This is a genomic window from Belliella alkalica (assembly GCF_022549785.1).
Lineage (GTDB): Bacteria > Bacteroidota > Bacteroidia > Cytophagales > Cyclobacteriaceae > Belliella > Belliella alkalica.
The window spans coordinates 364,038-380,832 of record NZ_JAKZGO010000003.1; the positions used below are offsets into that span (position 1 = coordinate 364,038).

Consider the following 16,795-nt stretch of genomic DNA (forward strand, 5'->3'; position numbering starts at 1 on the left):
TTCATGAGAACTATAGATATTTCTGAAGATACTTTATTTGAAGCTATTGCTTTTAGGGCTAAGGTATATTATGAGTTGATTAAATTCAGGTTGTCTGCATTGGTTACTTTTTCTGCAGTATTTGGATTTATATTAGGCGATTCCGGAGTAGTCTTTTCTTGGGGAAAATTCTTTGCATTAATGATTGGAGGTTTTCTGATATCAGGAGCTTCTGGTGCTGCAAATGAAATCTGGGAGAAGGATTATGACAAATTGATGACCAGAACTCAGAACAGGCCGCTTCCCTTAAATCAGATTTCGCTTAAAGAAGCCTATTGGTTTACGTCATTATTGGCTTTAGTAGGTGTGAGCGTTTTGTGGATTTTCACAAATCCTCTTACCACTGCTTTAGGTGTTCTAAGTATGATACTATATGTATTCGTATATACGCCATTGAAAAGGGTGGGTCCTATAGCAGTTTTTGTTGGAGCTATTCCGGGAGCAATGCCTCCATTGCTAGGTTGGACAGCTGCTACTGGTGCGATTTCACACGAGGCATTAATCATTTTTGGGATTCAGTTCATTTGGCAGTTTCCACACTTCTGGGCGATAGCTTGGGTTGGTGATGATGATTACAAAAAAGCTGGATTCAAATTACTGCCAAGTGGTGGTAAGAAAGATTTGAATACAGCTATACAAATTATGATATACACACTATTTCTATTGCCATTGGGATTGTTACCAACTTACTTTGGACTTACAGGACTCAATTCAGGAATAGTAGCTACTATTTGTGGTGTATTATTTTTGGCACAGACATTTTCATTGATGAGGGATTGCTCTAGAAAATCAGCTCTAAAGATTATGTTTGGGTCATTCTTATATCTTCCAATTGTGCAGATAGCGTATTTATTAGATAAGGTGTAGTTATGGAGGAAAGATATTCTTATGTAGAAGGGGCAGAGCAACCTATTGCGATGCATCCTAAAAAGTTTTCATTATGGCTGTTCATGGTGACAGTTGTAATGGTATTTGCTGGATTGACGAGTGCATATATTGTACGGCAGTCTGAAGGTAATTGGCTTGAGTTTGATCTGCCTGCTGTGTTTTATTATACCTCAGGAGTGATCATTTTAAGTAGTGTTTTCTTGCATTGGGCTTATCTTTCTGCTAAGAAAAATGAACTTATGCAATTGCGTATAGGGATGTCAATAGCTACATTCTTAGGAATTGTCTTTCTTGTAGGCCAATGGTATAGTTTTGTGGCACTTGTGGATATGGATGTGTATTTGGTTGGGAATCCTTCTGGATCATTTTTGTATATTTTCACAGGTTTGCATGCATTACACTTGGTCAGCGGTGTGATATTTCTAATTATTGTGTTAATTTCGTCCTTTAGATACAAAGTACATTCCCAATCCATGGTTCCAATGGAAATGTGTGTAACTTATTGGCACTTCCTTGGTGGATTATGGTTGTACTTGTTCACATTTATGCTATTAAATCATTAATAAATTAAGTTAAATATATTCATATGTCAACGACTGCGACAGCGATTGGAGTAAGCTCCAAAAGAGGAATCTGGGGAGGTGGTAACGAACCACTCAACGCCAGTTATGGAAAACTCATGATGTGGTTTTTCTTACTTTCAGATATCTTTACTTTTGCCGCCTTTTTAATTACCTATGCAGCTATAAGGGTAAGTTACCCTGAGTATGCGGGATCAATGGATACTTTCGAAGGGTCAAATGAATATTGGCCAGTACCAGAGCTTGTATTTGATGCTTTTCCTTTTGCACATGGAATGCATTTACCACTTGTTTTTGTAGGCTTGATGACTTTTATTTTGATCTTGAGTTCAGTTACTATGGTATTGGCTGTAGAAGCTGGACATCGAAATGATAGAAAAGATGTAGTGAAATGGATGCTTTGGACTTTGCTTGGAGGTATCTGTTTCTTGAGCTGTCAAGCCTGGGAATGGTCTCACTTTATCCATGGATCTGATGGTGGTTCAGTTTTGACTTATGTGAATTCTATGAATGAAGTAGTCAAAGAAACTGTATTCGGTGCCAATTTAATTGTGAATGAATATGGTCCTGCATCCTTCGCGCAACTATTCTTCTTTATTACTGGATTCCATGGATTTCACGTAACTATCGGGGTTGTACTGTTATTCTTGGCTTTTTATCAAGCAGCAGTTGGAGTTTATGAAAGAAGAGGTCATTATGAAATGATTGAAAAAATAGGTCTATATTGGCACTTTGTGGATCTTGTTTGGGTATTTGTATTTACTTTCTTCTACTTAATCTAAAAGAATATAACCGTAATAGATATGGCAGCACATAATAATAAATCTGCATTGGAAGTAATTCCAAGAGATAATGAAAAAATCAAAAAAATCTGGAAAACAGCCTTGATTCTTCTTGCAATAACGGCTGTAGAATTCCTTATGGCTTTCACAATGGAGAGAGGATTGCTATTATATTTCCTTTTCATTGCATTAACTATATGGAAAGCGAAATACATCATGATGGACTTTATGCACTTAGGTGAAGAAGCTAAACCGTTATTCTACTCAATTATTGTCCCACTTATTTTCTTGGTGTGGCTTGTTATTGCTTTAGTGAAAGAAGGTACAGACATCTTTATGTATAGATGGTAAAAAAAAATAATTTATTTTTGAAAAAAAGTAGGTTGGAGAGTGACTCTTCAACCTACTTTTTTGTTATGTTATCAATATGGAATATTTAATCATAATACCACTCTATATACTCGCTTCGTTTATTGTAGGAATTGTAGGGTCAAAAAGACAAATAGGATATTTAAAGGCGTTTTTAATAAGCTTTTTTTTAACCCCTTTATTTGGAATATTAATTGTCTTGGCATCAAAAGAGTTGCCTTTTAATGAGCAAAGTAAACAGGAAAGATATCTTCTCCTCTTAAAAGGGTTTGTTGTGTTTTCAATATTATTGATACCAGTTTTGATTATAGTCTTCTTGAAGACAATGACTACAAATAGCTATGATATACCAATTTACTATGAGACTGGTGTAGATAATCCATTGATGGAATGTGATTTTGTAGAAAATGAGCAGCATAGAATCCCTCCATTTGATTTTACCAACCAATACAATGAAAAATTGGGAAGTGAAGATATGAAAGGAAAGGTTACGGTTGTAGATTTTTTCTTTACTTCCTGCCCAAGTATATGCCCAGTCATGTCTACGGAAATGGAGAGAGTTAATGATGTTTTTAGGGATGTAGATGATGTACAGATTTATTCCATTTCTATCGATCCCGAGTATGATACTCCTGAGGTTCTCATGGAATATGCAACATTACATCAAGCGACAAAAGATAAATGGCACTTTTTGACTGGAGATAAAGATGTCACTTATGACTTGGCAAGGTGTGGATTTATCTTACCTGCCATGGATGGTGGAGATGTACCTGATGACTTTGTCCATTCAGACAAATTTGTCTTGGTAGATGAAGAAGGTAGGATACGTGGGTATTATAGTGGAACAAATAGAGAAGAAGTAGATAGATTAATATTAGAAATAAAGATTCTGTTATATGGAAAAGAATAATTTGCTAAATAGTGCTGAGGACAAAGGAATCATCAGATGGGTGACCATAATTGCAATTGCTGTGCCTGTAGTAGTAGCAATACTTTTGTTCATGCCATCCAAACTTGATCTAGCAAGTGAATGGGTTTATTTTCTTCCTCATTTGAATGCAGTGATTAATTCCGCTGCAACTGTCGCGCTAATTATGGGTTTGGTTTTTATCAAAAAGGGAAATATTCAATTGCATAGAGCAGCGATGACTACTGCATTTGGTCTGGGGGCAATCTTCCTAGTAGCTTATGTTATCTATCACGCTGCTGCTGAAAGTACTTCTTTTGGTGGTGAAGGATTGATAAAGACAGTGTATTACTTCATATTAATTACTCATATTATTCTTGCTGCAGTAGCTTTGTTTCCGATACTCTTGGCCTATTATTTCGGCTATACGGATCAAAGAGCCAAGCATAAGAAAATAGTTAGGTTTGCATATCCAATATGGCTTTATGTTACAGTTTCAGGAGTATTGGTATATTTGATGATCAGTCCATATTATAGTTTCTAAACTATTTTGAAAAACAGAGCGTTGTATAAGCAATGAAATCAATAAGCAAAATTTTATATTTAATGTTAGCTTTCGTGTTTGTTCATGGAAGTAGTTTCGCACAATGCGCGATGTGTAGGGCATCTGTAGAAAATAATGTCAGTAATGGAGACACTACAATTGGTGCAGGCTTGAATATGGGGATTTTGTATTTATTTGCTATGCCATATCTGATAGCAGGGATCATCGGTTACCTTTGGTACAGAAATGCTAAGAAAAGAAAATCCAAGTTTGTTTTTCAAGGCGATAAATTTTAAACTTGAAAGGAAAAATAGTAAAGCGAAGGGCAAAGTTTGATTATAAACTTTGCTTTTTTACTTTTATATAGAATATGCTTAAGAAGAGACGAGTAATACTTTTATCAGCAGTCCTAGCCATTGGTGTTCTTTTGGCGATTTATTTTTTTTTGGGTCAAGTAGTCAATCAAGATGATTTCTCAAAACCAATTGAAATTAAGATCCAAGAAGTAGAGGCTGAATTCGATCAGGATTTCATAGAGATATTGATGAAGAACAGACCTGATGAAGCATTTACGTTTGGGAACTTACTGGTCAAAAGTCATCACCCTTATTATATCTTTGATGAAAGCGGGAAATTGGTGTTTTGGTCAGATTTTATCCATAGTATAGATTTTGAATCTTTGGATAAATCTAAGCCTCACCAGTTTGTAGAAGATTCTAAAGGAGCTTACTATATTCGATTAAGAAATATTAAAAGATTTGATTCTAATTACTCTTTGGTTCAGCTTTTTCCTTTGAGTTACAAAAGGGAAGTACAGAATGATTTTTTGATTTCAGGGTTCAACCCAACGGTTTTTGGGAATAATAGAGTACAATTACTTGGTAAAAGTCAAGCAGATGCCATTGGAATCCACAGTATTAAAGGGGACTTTGTTTTTTCAGTACGGTTTGAGTCAGGTTACCAATCTGTTTCAAAAGACAGTAATCTGACTTTATTGGTTTTTTTCTTTTCGTTGTTGCTGTTGGTATTGATCATTGGTTATGATTTTGTCTCCACTATTTGGAATAAAGGGAAAAGGTATTTGGCGATTTTGTATGCATTTGGGATTTTGTTTACAATAAGGGCATTTATGATTTTTTTCAATTTCCCTCAAAGCTTCTTTGATTTTCCATTGTTTGACGCAAAGAACTATGCGTCTTCTTGGTTCAATCCTAGTTTGGGCGATTTACTTTTAAACACCATTTGTTGCATAATTATCTTTTCTTTACTTCTTGGAGTTCTTGCTAGCAAAGGTTTTCAAGAAAAATTTGATATTTACAGAACTAAGTTTAAAACTGGGGTATTTGTAGTTTTAGCCTATTCGGTTTCTACTGTATTATTGACACTCTTTTATAATCTATACATCAACATACTCAGTAATTCCCAATGGGATTTGAACATTTTATCTATTCCAGCATTTGATTACCTGAAGTTGATAAGCTTGTTGATCGTATTTTTTGGTGGAGCAATGTATCTGTTGTTTTCCATTTTGGGAATAAACTTAGTTTTAAGTGGTAACAAAGTCCCAAAAGTCGATGCACTCAGATTATTGGTATATTTCTCCATACCTGTTGGGGTTTTGTTTGGGTATTTTAATTGGGTCTATTTAATAGCTTTTATCGCACACCTTATTTTGTTGATTTCCATAGTCAGTTTTGAACTTTATAACAATCTTTTCAAACTTGGATTCAATACATTTCTCACTTTTTTCTTTGGATGTTTTATAGGAGCGATCATTACGGGAATAGCCTCCCATCAAGTATATCTTGAGAGGCAGGTCCAAGCAAAAATACGATTTGGGACTCAGCAGCTTGTTGAAAACGATGTGATGGCAGAGTTTTACCTAGCTGGAATTATGGATAGAGTAAAGTCAGATTTGTTTATAAAAAACACCATTTCTGATCCATTTCAATCTAATGATGGAGTTATTAGAAAAATCAGGAAGTTTCATATGATCAATTACTTCGATCAATATGATTTGAGAATTAAGGTGTTTAATTCTCTTGGAGATAATATCCTAGACAGATCAGATGAAGAGAATCTTCAGGATCTGAGATTAAGTTATATTAAGAGTGATTTTGCTACAACAGTACGCGATTTGTATTTTGTCAAAGGAGGAAAAGAAAGGGTTGGGAATAGATATATATCTTTCATACCTCTTTACCGTGAAGATCAATATATAGGGACTATTTTTTTGGAACTTAGACAATTGAAAATCCAGCCTGGGTCAGTTTTTCCAAAGTTGATGATGGATAGGAAATACAACCATAATGTCAATGATAGAAATTACGATTTCGCATTGTTTTCTGATGGAGAGTTGCAATATTCTGTTGGGATTTTCAATTATAGATCGGTGAACTTTGAGACTTTTCAAAAACAACCAAAGCTCTTTTCACAAGGAATTTATGTTAAAAAGTATCATCATTTAGGACTATCAAACAATGATAGGGTGGTGGTGGTATCATCACCGGTCTATCCAATATATTATATCCTTGCTGATGTTTCTCTATTCTTTGTTTCTTTTATAGTACTTACATTGATCAGTGTATTTTTCTTTACCTTGAAACAAGGCCTAAGAAGGTTTAATTTTAATTATGCGACAAAATTACAGATGTATCTGAATTTTGCATTTTTCTTCCCAATATTGACTATAAGTTTAATTATAATAGGGCTTTTGACAAATTCCTACAGGGAAGAACTCAATAGGCAATATTTCCAAAAAGCATCATTGGTAGGTGATAACCTTTCTGCAGTGTTAGAAAGACAAGCTATTGGTGAAGCAGACAGAGATGATTTTGTCGAAATGGTCAACAACTTGGCTGGAACTACCAATGTAGAAGTCAATGTGTTTGATCCAAATGGTGAAATGATGGCAACATCACAGCCCAACACTTTTGATAAAGGTATCTTGACAAAATATATCAACCCTCGTGCTATAGTCGAAATTGTGGAAGGTCAGAACAATAGGACTTTGCTGGAAGAGGAGATTGGAGCTTTACATTACAAATCAGTCTATCTTGCGATCCGATCATCGGATAGTCAGCAGATCAGGGCGATTGTGGCGATACCATTCTTTGAATCGGAGTCTGAATTGGACTTGTTGATAGCAGATGTACTCAGTAATATTGCCAATATTTTTGTGCTAATATTTATACTTTTCCTTTTTGTATCCTACTTCGTTTCCAAAAACCTTACTTTCCCTTTCAACCTTTTGACCCAAAAGTTGAAAACTACAGATTTGGATAGCAATGAACCAATGTATTGGCCTTCAAACGATGAGATTGGCCTTTTGGTAAACGAATATAACAACATGCTTTTCAAGCTAGAGGCAAGTAAGAAAATCTTGTCAAACACTGAAAAGGAATCTGCTTGGAGGGAAATGGCTAAACAAGTAGCCCATGAAATAAAGAATCCTTTAACCCCAATGAAATTGACCCTTCAACACATGTTGCGGTTACAGGCTATGGGGAGTTTGGATGATCCTGCCAAGCTCAAAAAACCAATCGAAACCTTGATCAATCAGGTGGATACACTGAGTGATATAGCCACATCTTTTTCAACTTTTGCAAAAATGCCTTTACCAAAGAATGAAGTGATGGATCTAAGGAAGGTAGTTTTGGAAACTATTGAGCTGTTCAAGAATAGGGAAAAAGGAACAGTAACCTTTGTCGATAAATCCCTGAGCCAGGAGGTTTTGGTAATGGGCGATGATCAGTTGTTTGGGAGGGTAATCTCAAATTTGATCATAAATGGTATTCAGGCTGTAGAATCGAAAAAGAAACCGCAAATAATGGTTTTTCTAAAGGAAGAAAATCAGCAAGCAATCCTAGAAATTCAAGACAATGGTAAAGGGATTACCGATGAGTTGAAAGATAAAATTTTTATCCCAAATTTCAGTACAAAATCAGAAGGGTCTGGTTTGGGTTTGGCCATTGCCAAAAGAGGTGTAGAAACAGCAGGTGGCAAGATATGGTTTGAAACTCAGGTAGGAAAAGGATCTTCATTCTTTTTGTCATTTGAAATTATAGATCAGTCTGTTGATGATTCAGCAAGCTTGATCTGAAAACTTTTTGACTACTCAAGGTAGATTAAACATTAAAATATTACTTTAGTAGCAATATTGAGATGCCAATGCTTGCTTTGAGACGCTTAGTTTTATTAGGGTTGTTTTTGACAAAGGTCTCGGTATTGTCGTTCGCACAATCTGAGGTAAAGTGCAAGTGGATTGATGTTGAGGTTTTGAATACGGATTTTTTGTTGGATTCTCTTTCAGTAATAGAAGAAAGCATAACAATAACAGATAAGATGGCTAAGTCTTATGATTTTTCATATCATTTGAGTTCTGGAATGATTAGGGTGGATTTTCAAAATGATCATCAAATTGATTCTTTAAAAGTCTGTTATCGGGTCTTTCCATATAGTTTGCATTTTCAGGCAGCAAAGCGAACACTCCTTCAAGATTATGATTCCATGGCAATGTTCAGGAATAATAGGGTAGAAGCAATTCCCAGTTTTGACTTCAGGGAGGAATTGTTTCCTTCAACTAATTTGAATAAATCAGGTAATTTGACTAGGGGTGTGTCTTTTGGAAATACCCAAAATGTCTTTGTGAACTCTTCCCTCAACTTACAAATGAATGGAGCACTTTCAGAGAATTTAAATATTCGTGCAAGTATCACAGACCAAAATGTGCCTTTTCAGCCAGAAGGAAATACTCAGCAACTCCAGGATTTTGACAATGTCTTGGTGGAAATTTACAATGATAAATTCAATCTTGCTGCCGGTGATGTGGTTTTAAGGCAGAGACAATCTGAGTTTTTGAGATACTATAAAAATGTCCAAGGAGCCCAACTTACTACCGACTACCAAATAGGGGATAAATGGAAAGCTTCCACACAGTTGGCAGCATCAGTGGCAAAAGGTAAATTTGCATCTATCCAGCTAGAAGTACAGGAAGGAACACTCGGTCCATATCGAATTCCTGGCCCCCAAAACGAAAGGTTTGTTATTATAATGGCCAATTCGGAAAAAGTTTTCTTGGATGGAAAGCAATTGCAGCGAGGTTTTAATTATGATTATGTGATCGATTACAACCAAGGAGAAATCACATTTACCCCAAAAGTATTGATCACACAGTACTCCAGGGTGAGGATAGATTTCGAATATGCAGAAAGGAATTTTTCTCGATCAATTCTGACAGCTAATCATATTCAGGAGACGGACAAGCTTTCATTCTATATGAATTTCTATAGAGAGCAAGACAACAGAAATAGACCCTTGTTTTTTGATTTTTCAGATAGTGAAAAACGTTTGCTTGCATCAGTTGGAGATGATTTGGACGCAGCAGCTGTCCCTAGGGTGGATTCCGTGGCATTTGATGTCAACAGGATCCTTTATCGAAGAGTAGAGGCATTTGATGACAGGGGGTTGCCGGTAGTATTTTATGAATATTCCACAGATCCTGAAACTGCCCACTTCGCAATTGGATTTTCTGAAGTAGGCTTGGGAAATGGGGATTACATCAGACGGCAGCAGCTATCTAACGGGCCAGTTTATGAATTTGTGCCTAGAGTAAATGGAGTGTCGCAAGGGAGGTATTCCATTCTTTCCCCACTTCCTGCTCCAAACAAAAGGCAGATGTTTTCAGCTGGGTCGAGGTATAAAGTTAGTAAATATGAACAGGTTTATACCGAACTGGCATTTTCCAATACGGATGAGAATCTATTTTCAGAACTTGATAATGAGGATAATAATGGATTTGCAATCAAATCTGGCTTGATCTCGGAAAACAGAACTTTTACAAAGCTAAAAGACTACACTTTCAATGCATTGACCGAGATGGAATACAATTCTCAGAGTTTTAGTTTTATAGACCGATTGAGGTACATAGAATTTGACCGAGATTGGAGTTTGACGGAAGAGGATCTCCAAGATCCAGGAAGTGAGCGGATTTTCAATGCACAATTGGCTTTACACAAGGATATTGACCAATCTATTTCGTATCGTTTCAATCTGAGGAATAGAGGGGATATATTATCTGGAACGCAACACCTGGCAACGTTAAACCAAAAGATTGGCAAGCGATTTTTTGTCAAAAATGGTTTTTTCAGATTGGACAGTGATGTCAGAGATTTGAAATCAGAATGGCTGAGATATACAGGCGATGTGAGTTATAGATCCAAAATACTCGTTCCAGGGTATAAGCTGATGTTAGATAGGAACTCCGTCAGGGATATTGAGTCGGATTCAGTGGTTAGCACAGCCATGAATTTTATTGAGCAAGTAGTCTATTTGAAATCAAATGATACATTGCCCTATTCTTTTTTTGTAGATGCTAGTTGGAGACAAGATAAGTTTCCCGTAGGGGGAGAATTAATATCAGATACGGAAGCCTTTGCTACCAATTATGGTTTACAGAAAAAATTTGGAAACCATGATTTCAAAGGAACATTCACCTATCGGGAACTAAGGTTTTTGCGGAGATCTGATGCAGTGGAGACTACTGTCTTGGGTAAGATAGATTATCTCAGCAATTTGTATGACGGAAATATGAGAAATGAATTGTCCTATGCATTGGGGAACGGGAGAGAGTTTAGAAGGGAATATGTCTTTCTGCCTGTGCCTACAGGTGAAGGGACACATGCTTGGAGAGATGATAATGGGGATGGGATTCAGCAGCTGAACGAATTTTATATCGCTGTGAATCCAGAAGAGAAAAGCTTTATTAAAGTATTTGTTCCAACAACTGATTTTATTCAGGCCTATTCCACCATATTTAATTATAGGTTAAATGCCAAATTCCCTGACGGTTGGAGAAAAGATGGTGGTCTTAAATCTTTTGTTCAGAAATTCTCAAACACCACCAGTCTGAGTGTCGAAAAGAAAATCACGTCGAATGAATTTTGGGAAAGAATCAATCCCTTTGTAGGGGGCTTTGATGAAGAAGATTTGATATCTGTGCGTCAAGTGATAAGGAGCTCCTTTTTCTTCAATAGGGCTTCACCAAAATATGGTTTTGATTTATCACTTTTTGATAGTCAAAACAAGCAGCTACTGGCTGGAGGATTCGAAGATCTTTTACAAAAGGACTGGCGCTTGAATACAAGATTTAATTTTAATCCTAATTTCAATTTTAGGTTTATACTAATCTCTGGGAATAGAATTGCTGCATCTGATTTCTTGGACAATAGAAACTATAATGTAGAGCAATATGGAATAGGCCCAGAGTTCGCTTGGCAGCCAAGTAGTATTTTTCGCTCGACAGTCATGTATCAGTTTACCAATAAGGAAAACGTATCAAATGTTGAGTTGGAAGAAAAGGCTTTTCTGCACCAATTAGGCTTGGATTTGAGGTATTCGAAAGCAATCAAGACCACCATCAATGCCAACCTCAAGTATATTTTTATAGATTACAATGGAACACCAAACTCCCCAACAGGCTACGAAATGTTACAAGCATTGACAGTCGGAAATAACCTTACATGGACATTCAACTGGCTACAGAAGATTGGTGAGGGGCTGCAGATGAATATGGTCTATGAGGGCAGGAATTCCCAAGGCTTGGGAAGACTGGTTCATGTAGGTAGAATGCAGGTGACGGCATTGTTTTGACCAGTCTATAGTAGAGGTTTATTGCGAGATTTTTTAATTTTCTTTAAAACGTATTGTTTCTTCCTTCGAATACAATTTTAAAAATTGACCAGTTTACGATCTGTTTTTTCTGATTTTAATCATTATGATGTGAAGAATTACTGTTGAAAGTTTCAGAACAATAAGAAATTAAAATATTATAAGTGTTTTTCTAGCAGTTAGTTCTTCAGAATTTTTTGTGTTTGTTTTCATGTAATTGACTTATAGTGTTTTGTTTTTATAGTTATTTATGAAATAAAAAACTTCTTAAAAATCATTGCCTATCCTTTAAAATGTATTTTGTATTTATAAAAATGTATTTAATAAACATTTTTATTAAAGTGAATTTGGAAATGAAGAGCAAAAAAGTGTATTTTTACAGCATAAAAATAAATTTGAAAATAATCATAGCCTAGGTTTTTGAAATAGGTCAAGATGAGAAAAGCAAATTTTAGAGATGAAATATCTAAATAAAAAAAATAAGATGATTAGCAAATTCAACTTTATCAAGGGTAAAATGGATCAAGTATTGACATTTTTAGGGGTCTTTATATTACTGTTTTTAATATCAATTGGCGTTCAGGCTCAGAAAGTTAATGAGCTTAACGCTTATTTTGTAGAAGAGGGAATTGAAGCAGGAGATAGGCTTTTCAATTTTGTTTATGGAGCTACACCTACCATTGTTATTTCTGATGGTTCGAAGGTATATCCTTCAGAGTTGAACCCTCAAAAAGTTGATGTTGATGGAGTTTCATTATCAATATTGAATGATAGTGATCCTTTGTTCAGAACAGTTAAAATGATTCAGGTCCATATTACAGATGTGTCTCAATTAAATAGTGTTTCTCTCAAGTCCACTTTGTTTAGTTCTTTTCCAAACCTTGAATTCATTCATATCTTATCCGATGTAGCCATGACGATTCAGGATGTGTCAAAAATGGTTACAGACTTTTCAGAAACAGATGTTTTGATTTTTTATCAGGTAGCATTGCCTCAGTAAGTACTCTATATATAAGAAGCTATGAGAAAAATTTACAAATCTTTTCAAAAATATAGACTTACTGCTCTTGCGGTGGTCTTTTTACTGTTTGGTCTAAATGTGAACAACGCATTTGGGCAAAATCAAAATGTAAAGCCTTTTCTAAAAAGAGTAGGCACACCACAACCACCAAATGGGGTCTTTAACGTAAAAGGTGATTATTCATTATTAGGAAATACCAATTTGACTTTGCAGAGTTATGGTGATGAAACCAACAACTCCAACAATCAGATGATTTACGTGGATGTAGATGGAGTCCCCCAAACTGTCAATTCATCTTCTGCTAGTTTGGTGTTCTCTCAGGAAAACGGAGCAGATCCTAACTGTTCAGAGATTCTATATGCTGGGTTGTATTGGTCTGGAAGAGCTACACCTGGTATAGGAAATACATTTAATGTTACAAAGGGGGAGGTTCCTGGGGTAACTCAAAATATAAATCAAAACCAAACTTTAAGTCATTCTAATGATGTGAATTTTTCATCGTATAATATGACTGTATCTAGACAGGGTGTCTCTTCTCAAAGATATCCTAGATATGTTTTTTCTGGAGATGGTAACACTTATACTTTTGACTACACAAATAATTCAGGTACAAATAGGGTTCAGTTTAGAGTGGGCAATGGGGTTTTTGTTGATGTGCCAGTAACTCTTTCTAATGGATCAGGTTTAGAAATAGCAACTTTGGTTACACCATTTACATTTACAGATGGTGGAGTGACGATTACCATTAATAGTCTAACACGAGATACACGTACAAATTTAACTCAAGACGAATATAGAGGAAGTTCTAGAGCTGCTATCAATATTTTAGGGACTTTCACTCCAATGATTCCAAACACAGTTTCTTTAGATAAAAGAAAGGTAAAGATAAAAGGTCCTGCTTCATCTACTTATACTGAGTTAACAGCTAATTCCAATAATATTTTATATCCGAATGGAAGTCAGGCTGATATGTATGCAGGGTATGTGGATGTCACTAACTATGTAAGGGCAAATGGTCTTGGAGAATATACGGTTGCTGATATTGCCTTGACAGAAGGTAATGGTGGTACTACTGGATACTATGGTCATTGGGCAATTATTGTTGTTTATGAAAACTCTAAGATGCCATGGAGGGATATTACGATTTTTGATGGATATTCATTCGTACAAGCGGCCACTACAGGTACTGAAAGTGCGGGGGAATTTACAATCGATGGCTTTAATTCTGTGCAAAATGGACCTGTTAAATTTAAACTTGGTGTTTTGGCAGGAGAGGGTGATAGAGGGATTACGGGTGATTTTCTTCAAATAAGAAATGCTGCAAATACTAATTGGGTAGGCTTAACTCATCCTCAAAATACAACAAATAATTTCTTTAATTCTTCTATTTATACACCTGTTCCAAATGCTTCAGGCACATTGGTTCAACCGCCTAGAACACCAAATCTTCTAAATAACACAGGTATTGATATCGCAATGTGGGATGTTCCTAATCCAAACAACAATGTCATTGCAAATAATCAGACTTCTACAAGATTTAGATATGGAACTACTCAGGATTTGTATGCCATTTATATGGTGGCATTCGCTGTGGATGCTTATGTGCCAGATGTAGAAGCATTGAATCAATTAACAGGGATTAATGGAAATTCGGTAGGTGGCACGCCTGAATTGGAGCCAGGTCAAACCTTTACTTACAAAGTAGATATAAGAAATAGAGGGACAGAGGCAGTGAATGACCTTGAGCTAGTAATACCAATACCATTTACAGCTAATTTCACTGGTAATCTTAGTGATCTTGTTACGCAAATCAATTTTTCAGGAGGAAATGCACAAGCACCATTCTTTGATCCGACAGCTGGATCAACTGGCTCAATCATCTGGAAAATCAATGATCTACCGTTGCCTCCTAGTGGAGATCCTAATGAAATTTTGGCTACTTTAACTTACACGCTCAAAGGAACAGAGAATTGTTTCATTCTTGCCCAACAGAATTGTGAGGCTTTTGTTGAGGTTAGTGGGATTCTCAGAGGAAAAGGTGCTACTTCTCAAAGTACATTTAACGCTGTGCCTTTTGTTACAGGTTATTCAGACCAAGGGTCTTGTGTTGGAGAACCTATTTCTGAGCCTTTACGAATTCCTATTATCAATGCTATAGATTGGGTTCAAAATAATTGTCAGGGAGAAACATTGGAGCTAGAATTTTTCTTCTGTAATGTTTCAGCTGGGATTCCTGTGTCTGAGATTAGAGGGAATTTCCCTATCGGAACTCGGTTTTTTGGAGGTCCAGACCCATTAAATGATATTGAATATAATGAGAATAATCCATTCCCTGCTGCTGGTGGGCAGTTTTATGCCATTCCGCCAAATTCTTCAGAGTGTATTTTCCAATTTGATATTATTGTCACTATAGTAACAACTAATCCTGATGTTCCAAGTGCAGAGGACTTGACTTTCTGTCAAGGTGAAAATGCAGGGAATCTCTCCCAGTTTATATCTCTAAGTACCGATGGGATTCAGAACAACTATCAATTGTTTTTCTTTACCCAGCAATCAGGTGGAAATTCAATTAGTAATCCTATCATTAACACTAATAACCCAGGCCAAGTAACTTTCTGGGTAGCAGAAGGCCCTTCATCTGGCTGTATCGGTGACAGAGTTCCTGTGACAATTACAATTACTCCTAAGTCAACAGCTCCGTTGGTTCAGAATACTGTTGAATGTCAATCTGAGGGTACGATAGGATATGATGTGACTGCGCTTTCAGGAGCGACTCTTTTATATTATTCAGATAATAATCCTTCTAGTTTACCATTTGAAACTGTCCCTGTTGTAAATCTTTCTCAATCTGGGGTAAGTAGCGTGTGGGTTTCTCAAATTTCTGCTGGTGAATGTGAAAGCGAGAGAGTTCTTGTCAATGTAACTATAAATCCGGCTGCTCCTCTTCCAGTTTCCTCTGGTAATATAACAGAATGTGCCACTACTTCAATTCAGACTTTGGATGCAAGAGATGCAATTTCAACTATTGCTGGAGTTACTTACAGATGGTATGATTCTATCGAGGGGCTAAATGAAGTTACGCCAACTTTGAGTGCTGTCGGAACAGTTACTTTTTATGTTGAAGCAGTTTCAGCAGATGGTTGTGCTTCTTTAGAAAGAACTCCTGTGACTTTGACAATCAATGATTGTAGAGTTGCCATCACTAAGACTGTTGCGTCAGGGCAAGAGCAGATTAATGCTCCTACTACTTTAAACTATACCATCAATGTTACCAATCCAGGTAACACTCCTTTGACGGGAGTTGTTGTGACGGATCCACTTACAAATAATACTACTCCATTATCACTTGCTTCAGGTGATACAAATGGTGATGGTAATTTAGATACAAATGAAACTTGGGTTTACAATGCTTCTTTTGTAGTCACGCAAGCCATTTTTGATTTAGGAGATGCTATAGTAAATACTGCGTTTGTTAATACTGCCCAAACAGGAGAGGAAGAAGCGAGTGTGACGACAACGATTTCAGGGACTTCATCGATCAGTATAGATAAATCAGCGAGTCAGTCTAGCTATGTTGTTGACGATGTGATTACCTACACGTTCAGAGTAGAGAACACTGGGGACTTCACGTTGAGCAATGTAAATGTTGTGGATGCGTTGCCAGGTTTGGGAGCAATCACCCAGACATCAGGTACGACTACGTTGGCACCGAATGGGGTTGCGGAGTTTACGGCAACCTATACGATTACRCAGTCGGATGTRGATGCGGGATCGGTAGAGAATACAGCAACGGCAACAGGTACACCTCCTACAGGAAGTGATGTGACGAATACAGATACAGAGACGATCACGGTTGACAGTTCGGCAGGATCATCGATCAGYATAGATAAATCAGCGAGTCAGTCTAGCTATGTTGTTGACGATGTGATTACCTACACGTTCAGAGTAGAGAACACTGGGGACTTCACGTTGAGCAATGTAAATGTTGTGGATGCG

11 protein-coding genes are annotated in these 16,795 nt (G+C 36.5%); all 11 read left to right on the top strand.

The window, feature by feature from the left end:
* Nucleotides 1-3: 3 nt before the first annotated feature.
* Nucleotides 4-906, top strand: a complete 903-nt coding sequence (gene cyoE / locus MM213_RS05640; protein WP_241410487.1) for a heme o synthase — start codon at nucleotides 4-6, stop codon at nucleotides 904-906.
* Between the two features lie 2 nt (nucleotides 907-908).
* Nucleotides 909-1,490: a cytochrome c oxidase subunit 3 gene (locus MM213_RS05645; protein WP_241410488.1), complete on the top strand. Its 582-nt coding sequence runs from the start codon at nucleotides 909-911 to the stop codon at nucleotides 1,488-1,490.
* A 23-nt stretch (nucleotides 1,491-1,513) separates the two neighbouring features.
* Nucleotides 1,514-2,290, top strand: coding sequence for a cytochrome c oxidase subunit 3 (locus MM213_RS05650; RefSeq protein WP_241410489.1), 777 nt, complete (start codon nucleotides 1,514-1,516; stop codon nucleotides 2,288-2,290).
* A gap of 21 nt (nucleotides 2,291-2,311) precedes the next feature.
* On the top strand, nucleotides 2,312-2,641 hold the full coding sequence (locus MM213_RS05655; protein ID WP_241410490.1) for a cytochrome C oxidase subunit IV family protein: 330 nt from the start codon (nucleotides 2,312-2,314) through the stop codon (nucleotides 2,639-2,641).
* A gap of 292 nt (nucleotides 2,642-2,933) precedes the next feature.
* Nucleotides 2,934-3,569 (top strand): SCO family protein, encoded by a 636-nt coding sequence (locus MM213_RS05660; protein WP_241410491.1) that lies wholly within the window; start codon nucleotides 2,934-2,936, stop codon nucleotides 3,567-3,569.
* Complete coding sequence (locus MM213_RS05665) at nucleotides 3,556-4,110, top strand: DUF420 domain-containing protein (RefSeq protein WP_241410492.1); 555 nt, start codon at nucleotides 3,556-3,558, stop codon at nucleotides 4,108-4,110. Before MM213_RS05660 ends, MM213_RS05665 begins: the two co-directional genes overlap by 14 nt.
* 62 nt (nucleotides 4,111-4,172) lie before the next feature.
* Nucleotides 4,173-4,406, top strand: coding sequence for a hypothetical protein (locus MM213_RS05670; RefSeq protein WP_439647562.1), 234 nt, complete (start codon nucleotides 4,173-4,175; stop codon nucleotides 4,404-4,406).
* A 74-nt stretch (nucleotides 4,407-4,480) separates the two neighbouring features.
* Nucleotides 4,481-8,212 carry a sensor histidine kinase gene (locus MM213_RS05675; protein WP_241410494.1) on the top strand — a complete coding sequence of 1,244 codons (3,732 nt, stop codon included), beginning with the start codon at nucleotides 4,481-4,483 and terminating at the stop codon, nucleotides 8,210-8,212.
* Nucleotides 8,213-8,280: 68 nt separating this feature from the next.
* Nucleotides 8,281-11,760 (top strand): DUF8818 domain-containing protein, encoded by a 3,480-nt coding sequence (locus tag MM213_RS05680; protein WP_241410495.1) that lies wholly within the window; start codon nucleotides 8,281-8,283, stop codon nucleotides 11,758-11,760.
* A gap of 502 nt (nucleotides 11,761-12,262) precedes the next feature.
* The gene (locus tag MM213_RS05685; RefSeq protein ID WP_241410496.1) at nucleotides 12,263-12,778 is read left to right on the top strand and encodes a hypothetical protein; all 516 of its coding nucleotides are present in this window, start codon (nucleotides 12,263-12,265) and stop codon (nucleotides 12,776-12,778) included.
* A 21-nt stretch (nucleotides 12,779-12,799) separates the two neighbouring features.
* Nucleotides 12,800-16,795: CLIPPER-2 domain-containing protein (locus MM213_RS05690; RefSeq protein WP_439647563.1), on the top strand; the 3,996-nt coding region annotated here is incomplete at its 3' end.

Coding starts and splice junctions, on each gene's coding strand:
- cyoE (WP_241410487.1), top strand. CDS start 4: ATGAGAACTATAGATATTTCTGAAGATACTTTATTTGAAGCTATTGCT.
- MM213_RS05645 (WP_241410488.1), top strand. CDS start 909: ATGGAGGAAAGATATTCTTATGTAGAAGGGGCAGAGCAACCTATTGCG.
- MM213_RS05650 (WP_241410489.1), top strand. CDS start 1,514: ATGTCAACGACTGCGACAGCGATTGGAGTAAGCTCCAAAAGAGGAATC.
- MM213_RS05655 (WP_241410490.1), top strand. CDS start 2,312: ATGGCAGCACATAATAATAAATCTGCATTGGAAGTAATTCCAAGAGAT.
- MM213_RS05665 (WP_241410492.1), top strand. CDS start 3,556: ATGGAAAAGAATAATTTGCTAAATAGTGCTGAGGACAAAGGAATCATC.
- MM213_RS05670 (WP_439647562.1), top strand. CDS start 4,173: ATGTTAGCTTTCGTGTTTGTTCATGGAAGTAGTTTCGCACAATGCGCG.
- MM213_RS05675 (WP_241410494.1), top strand. CDS start 4,481: ATGCTTAAGAAGAGACGAGTAATACTTTTATCAGCAGTCCTAGCCATT.
- MM213_RS05680 (WP_241410495.1), top strand. CDS start 8,281: ATGCTTGCTTTGAGACGCTTAGTTTTATTAGGGTTGTTTTTGACAAAG.
- MM213_RS05685 (WP_241410496.1), top strand. CDS start 12,263: ATGATTAGCAAATTCAACTTTATCAAGGGTAAAATGGATCAAGTATTG.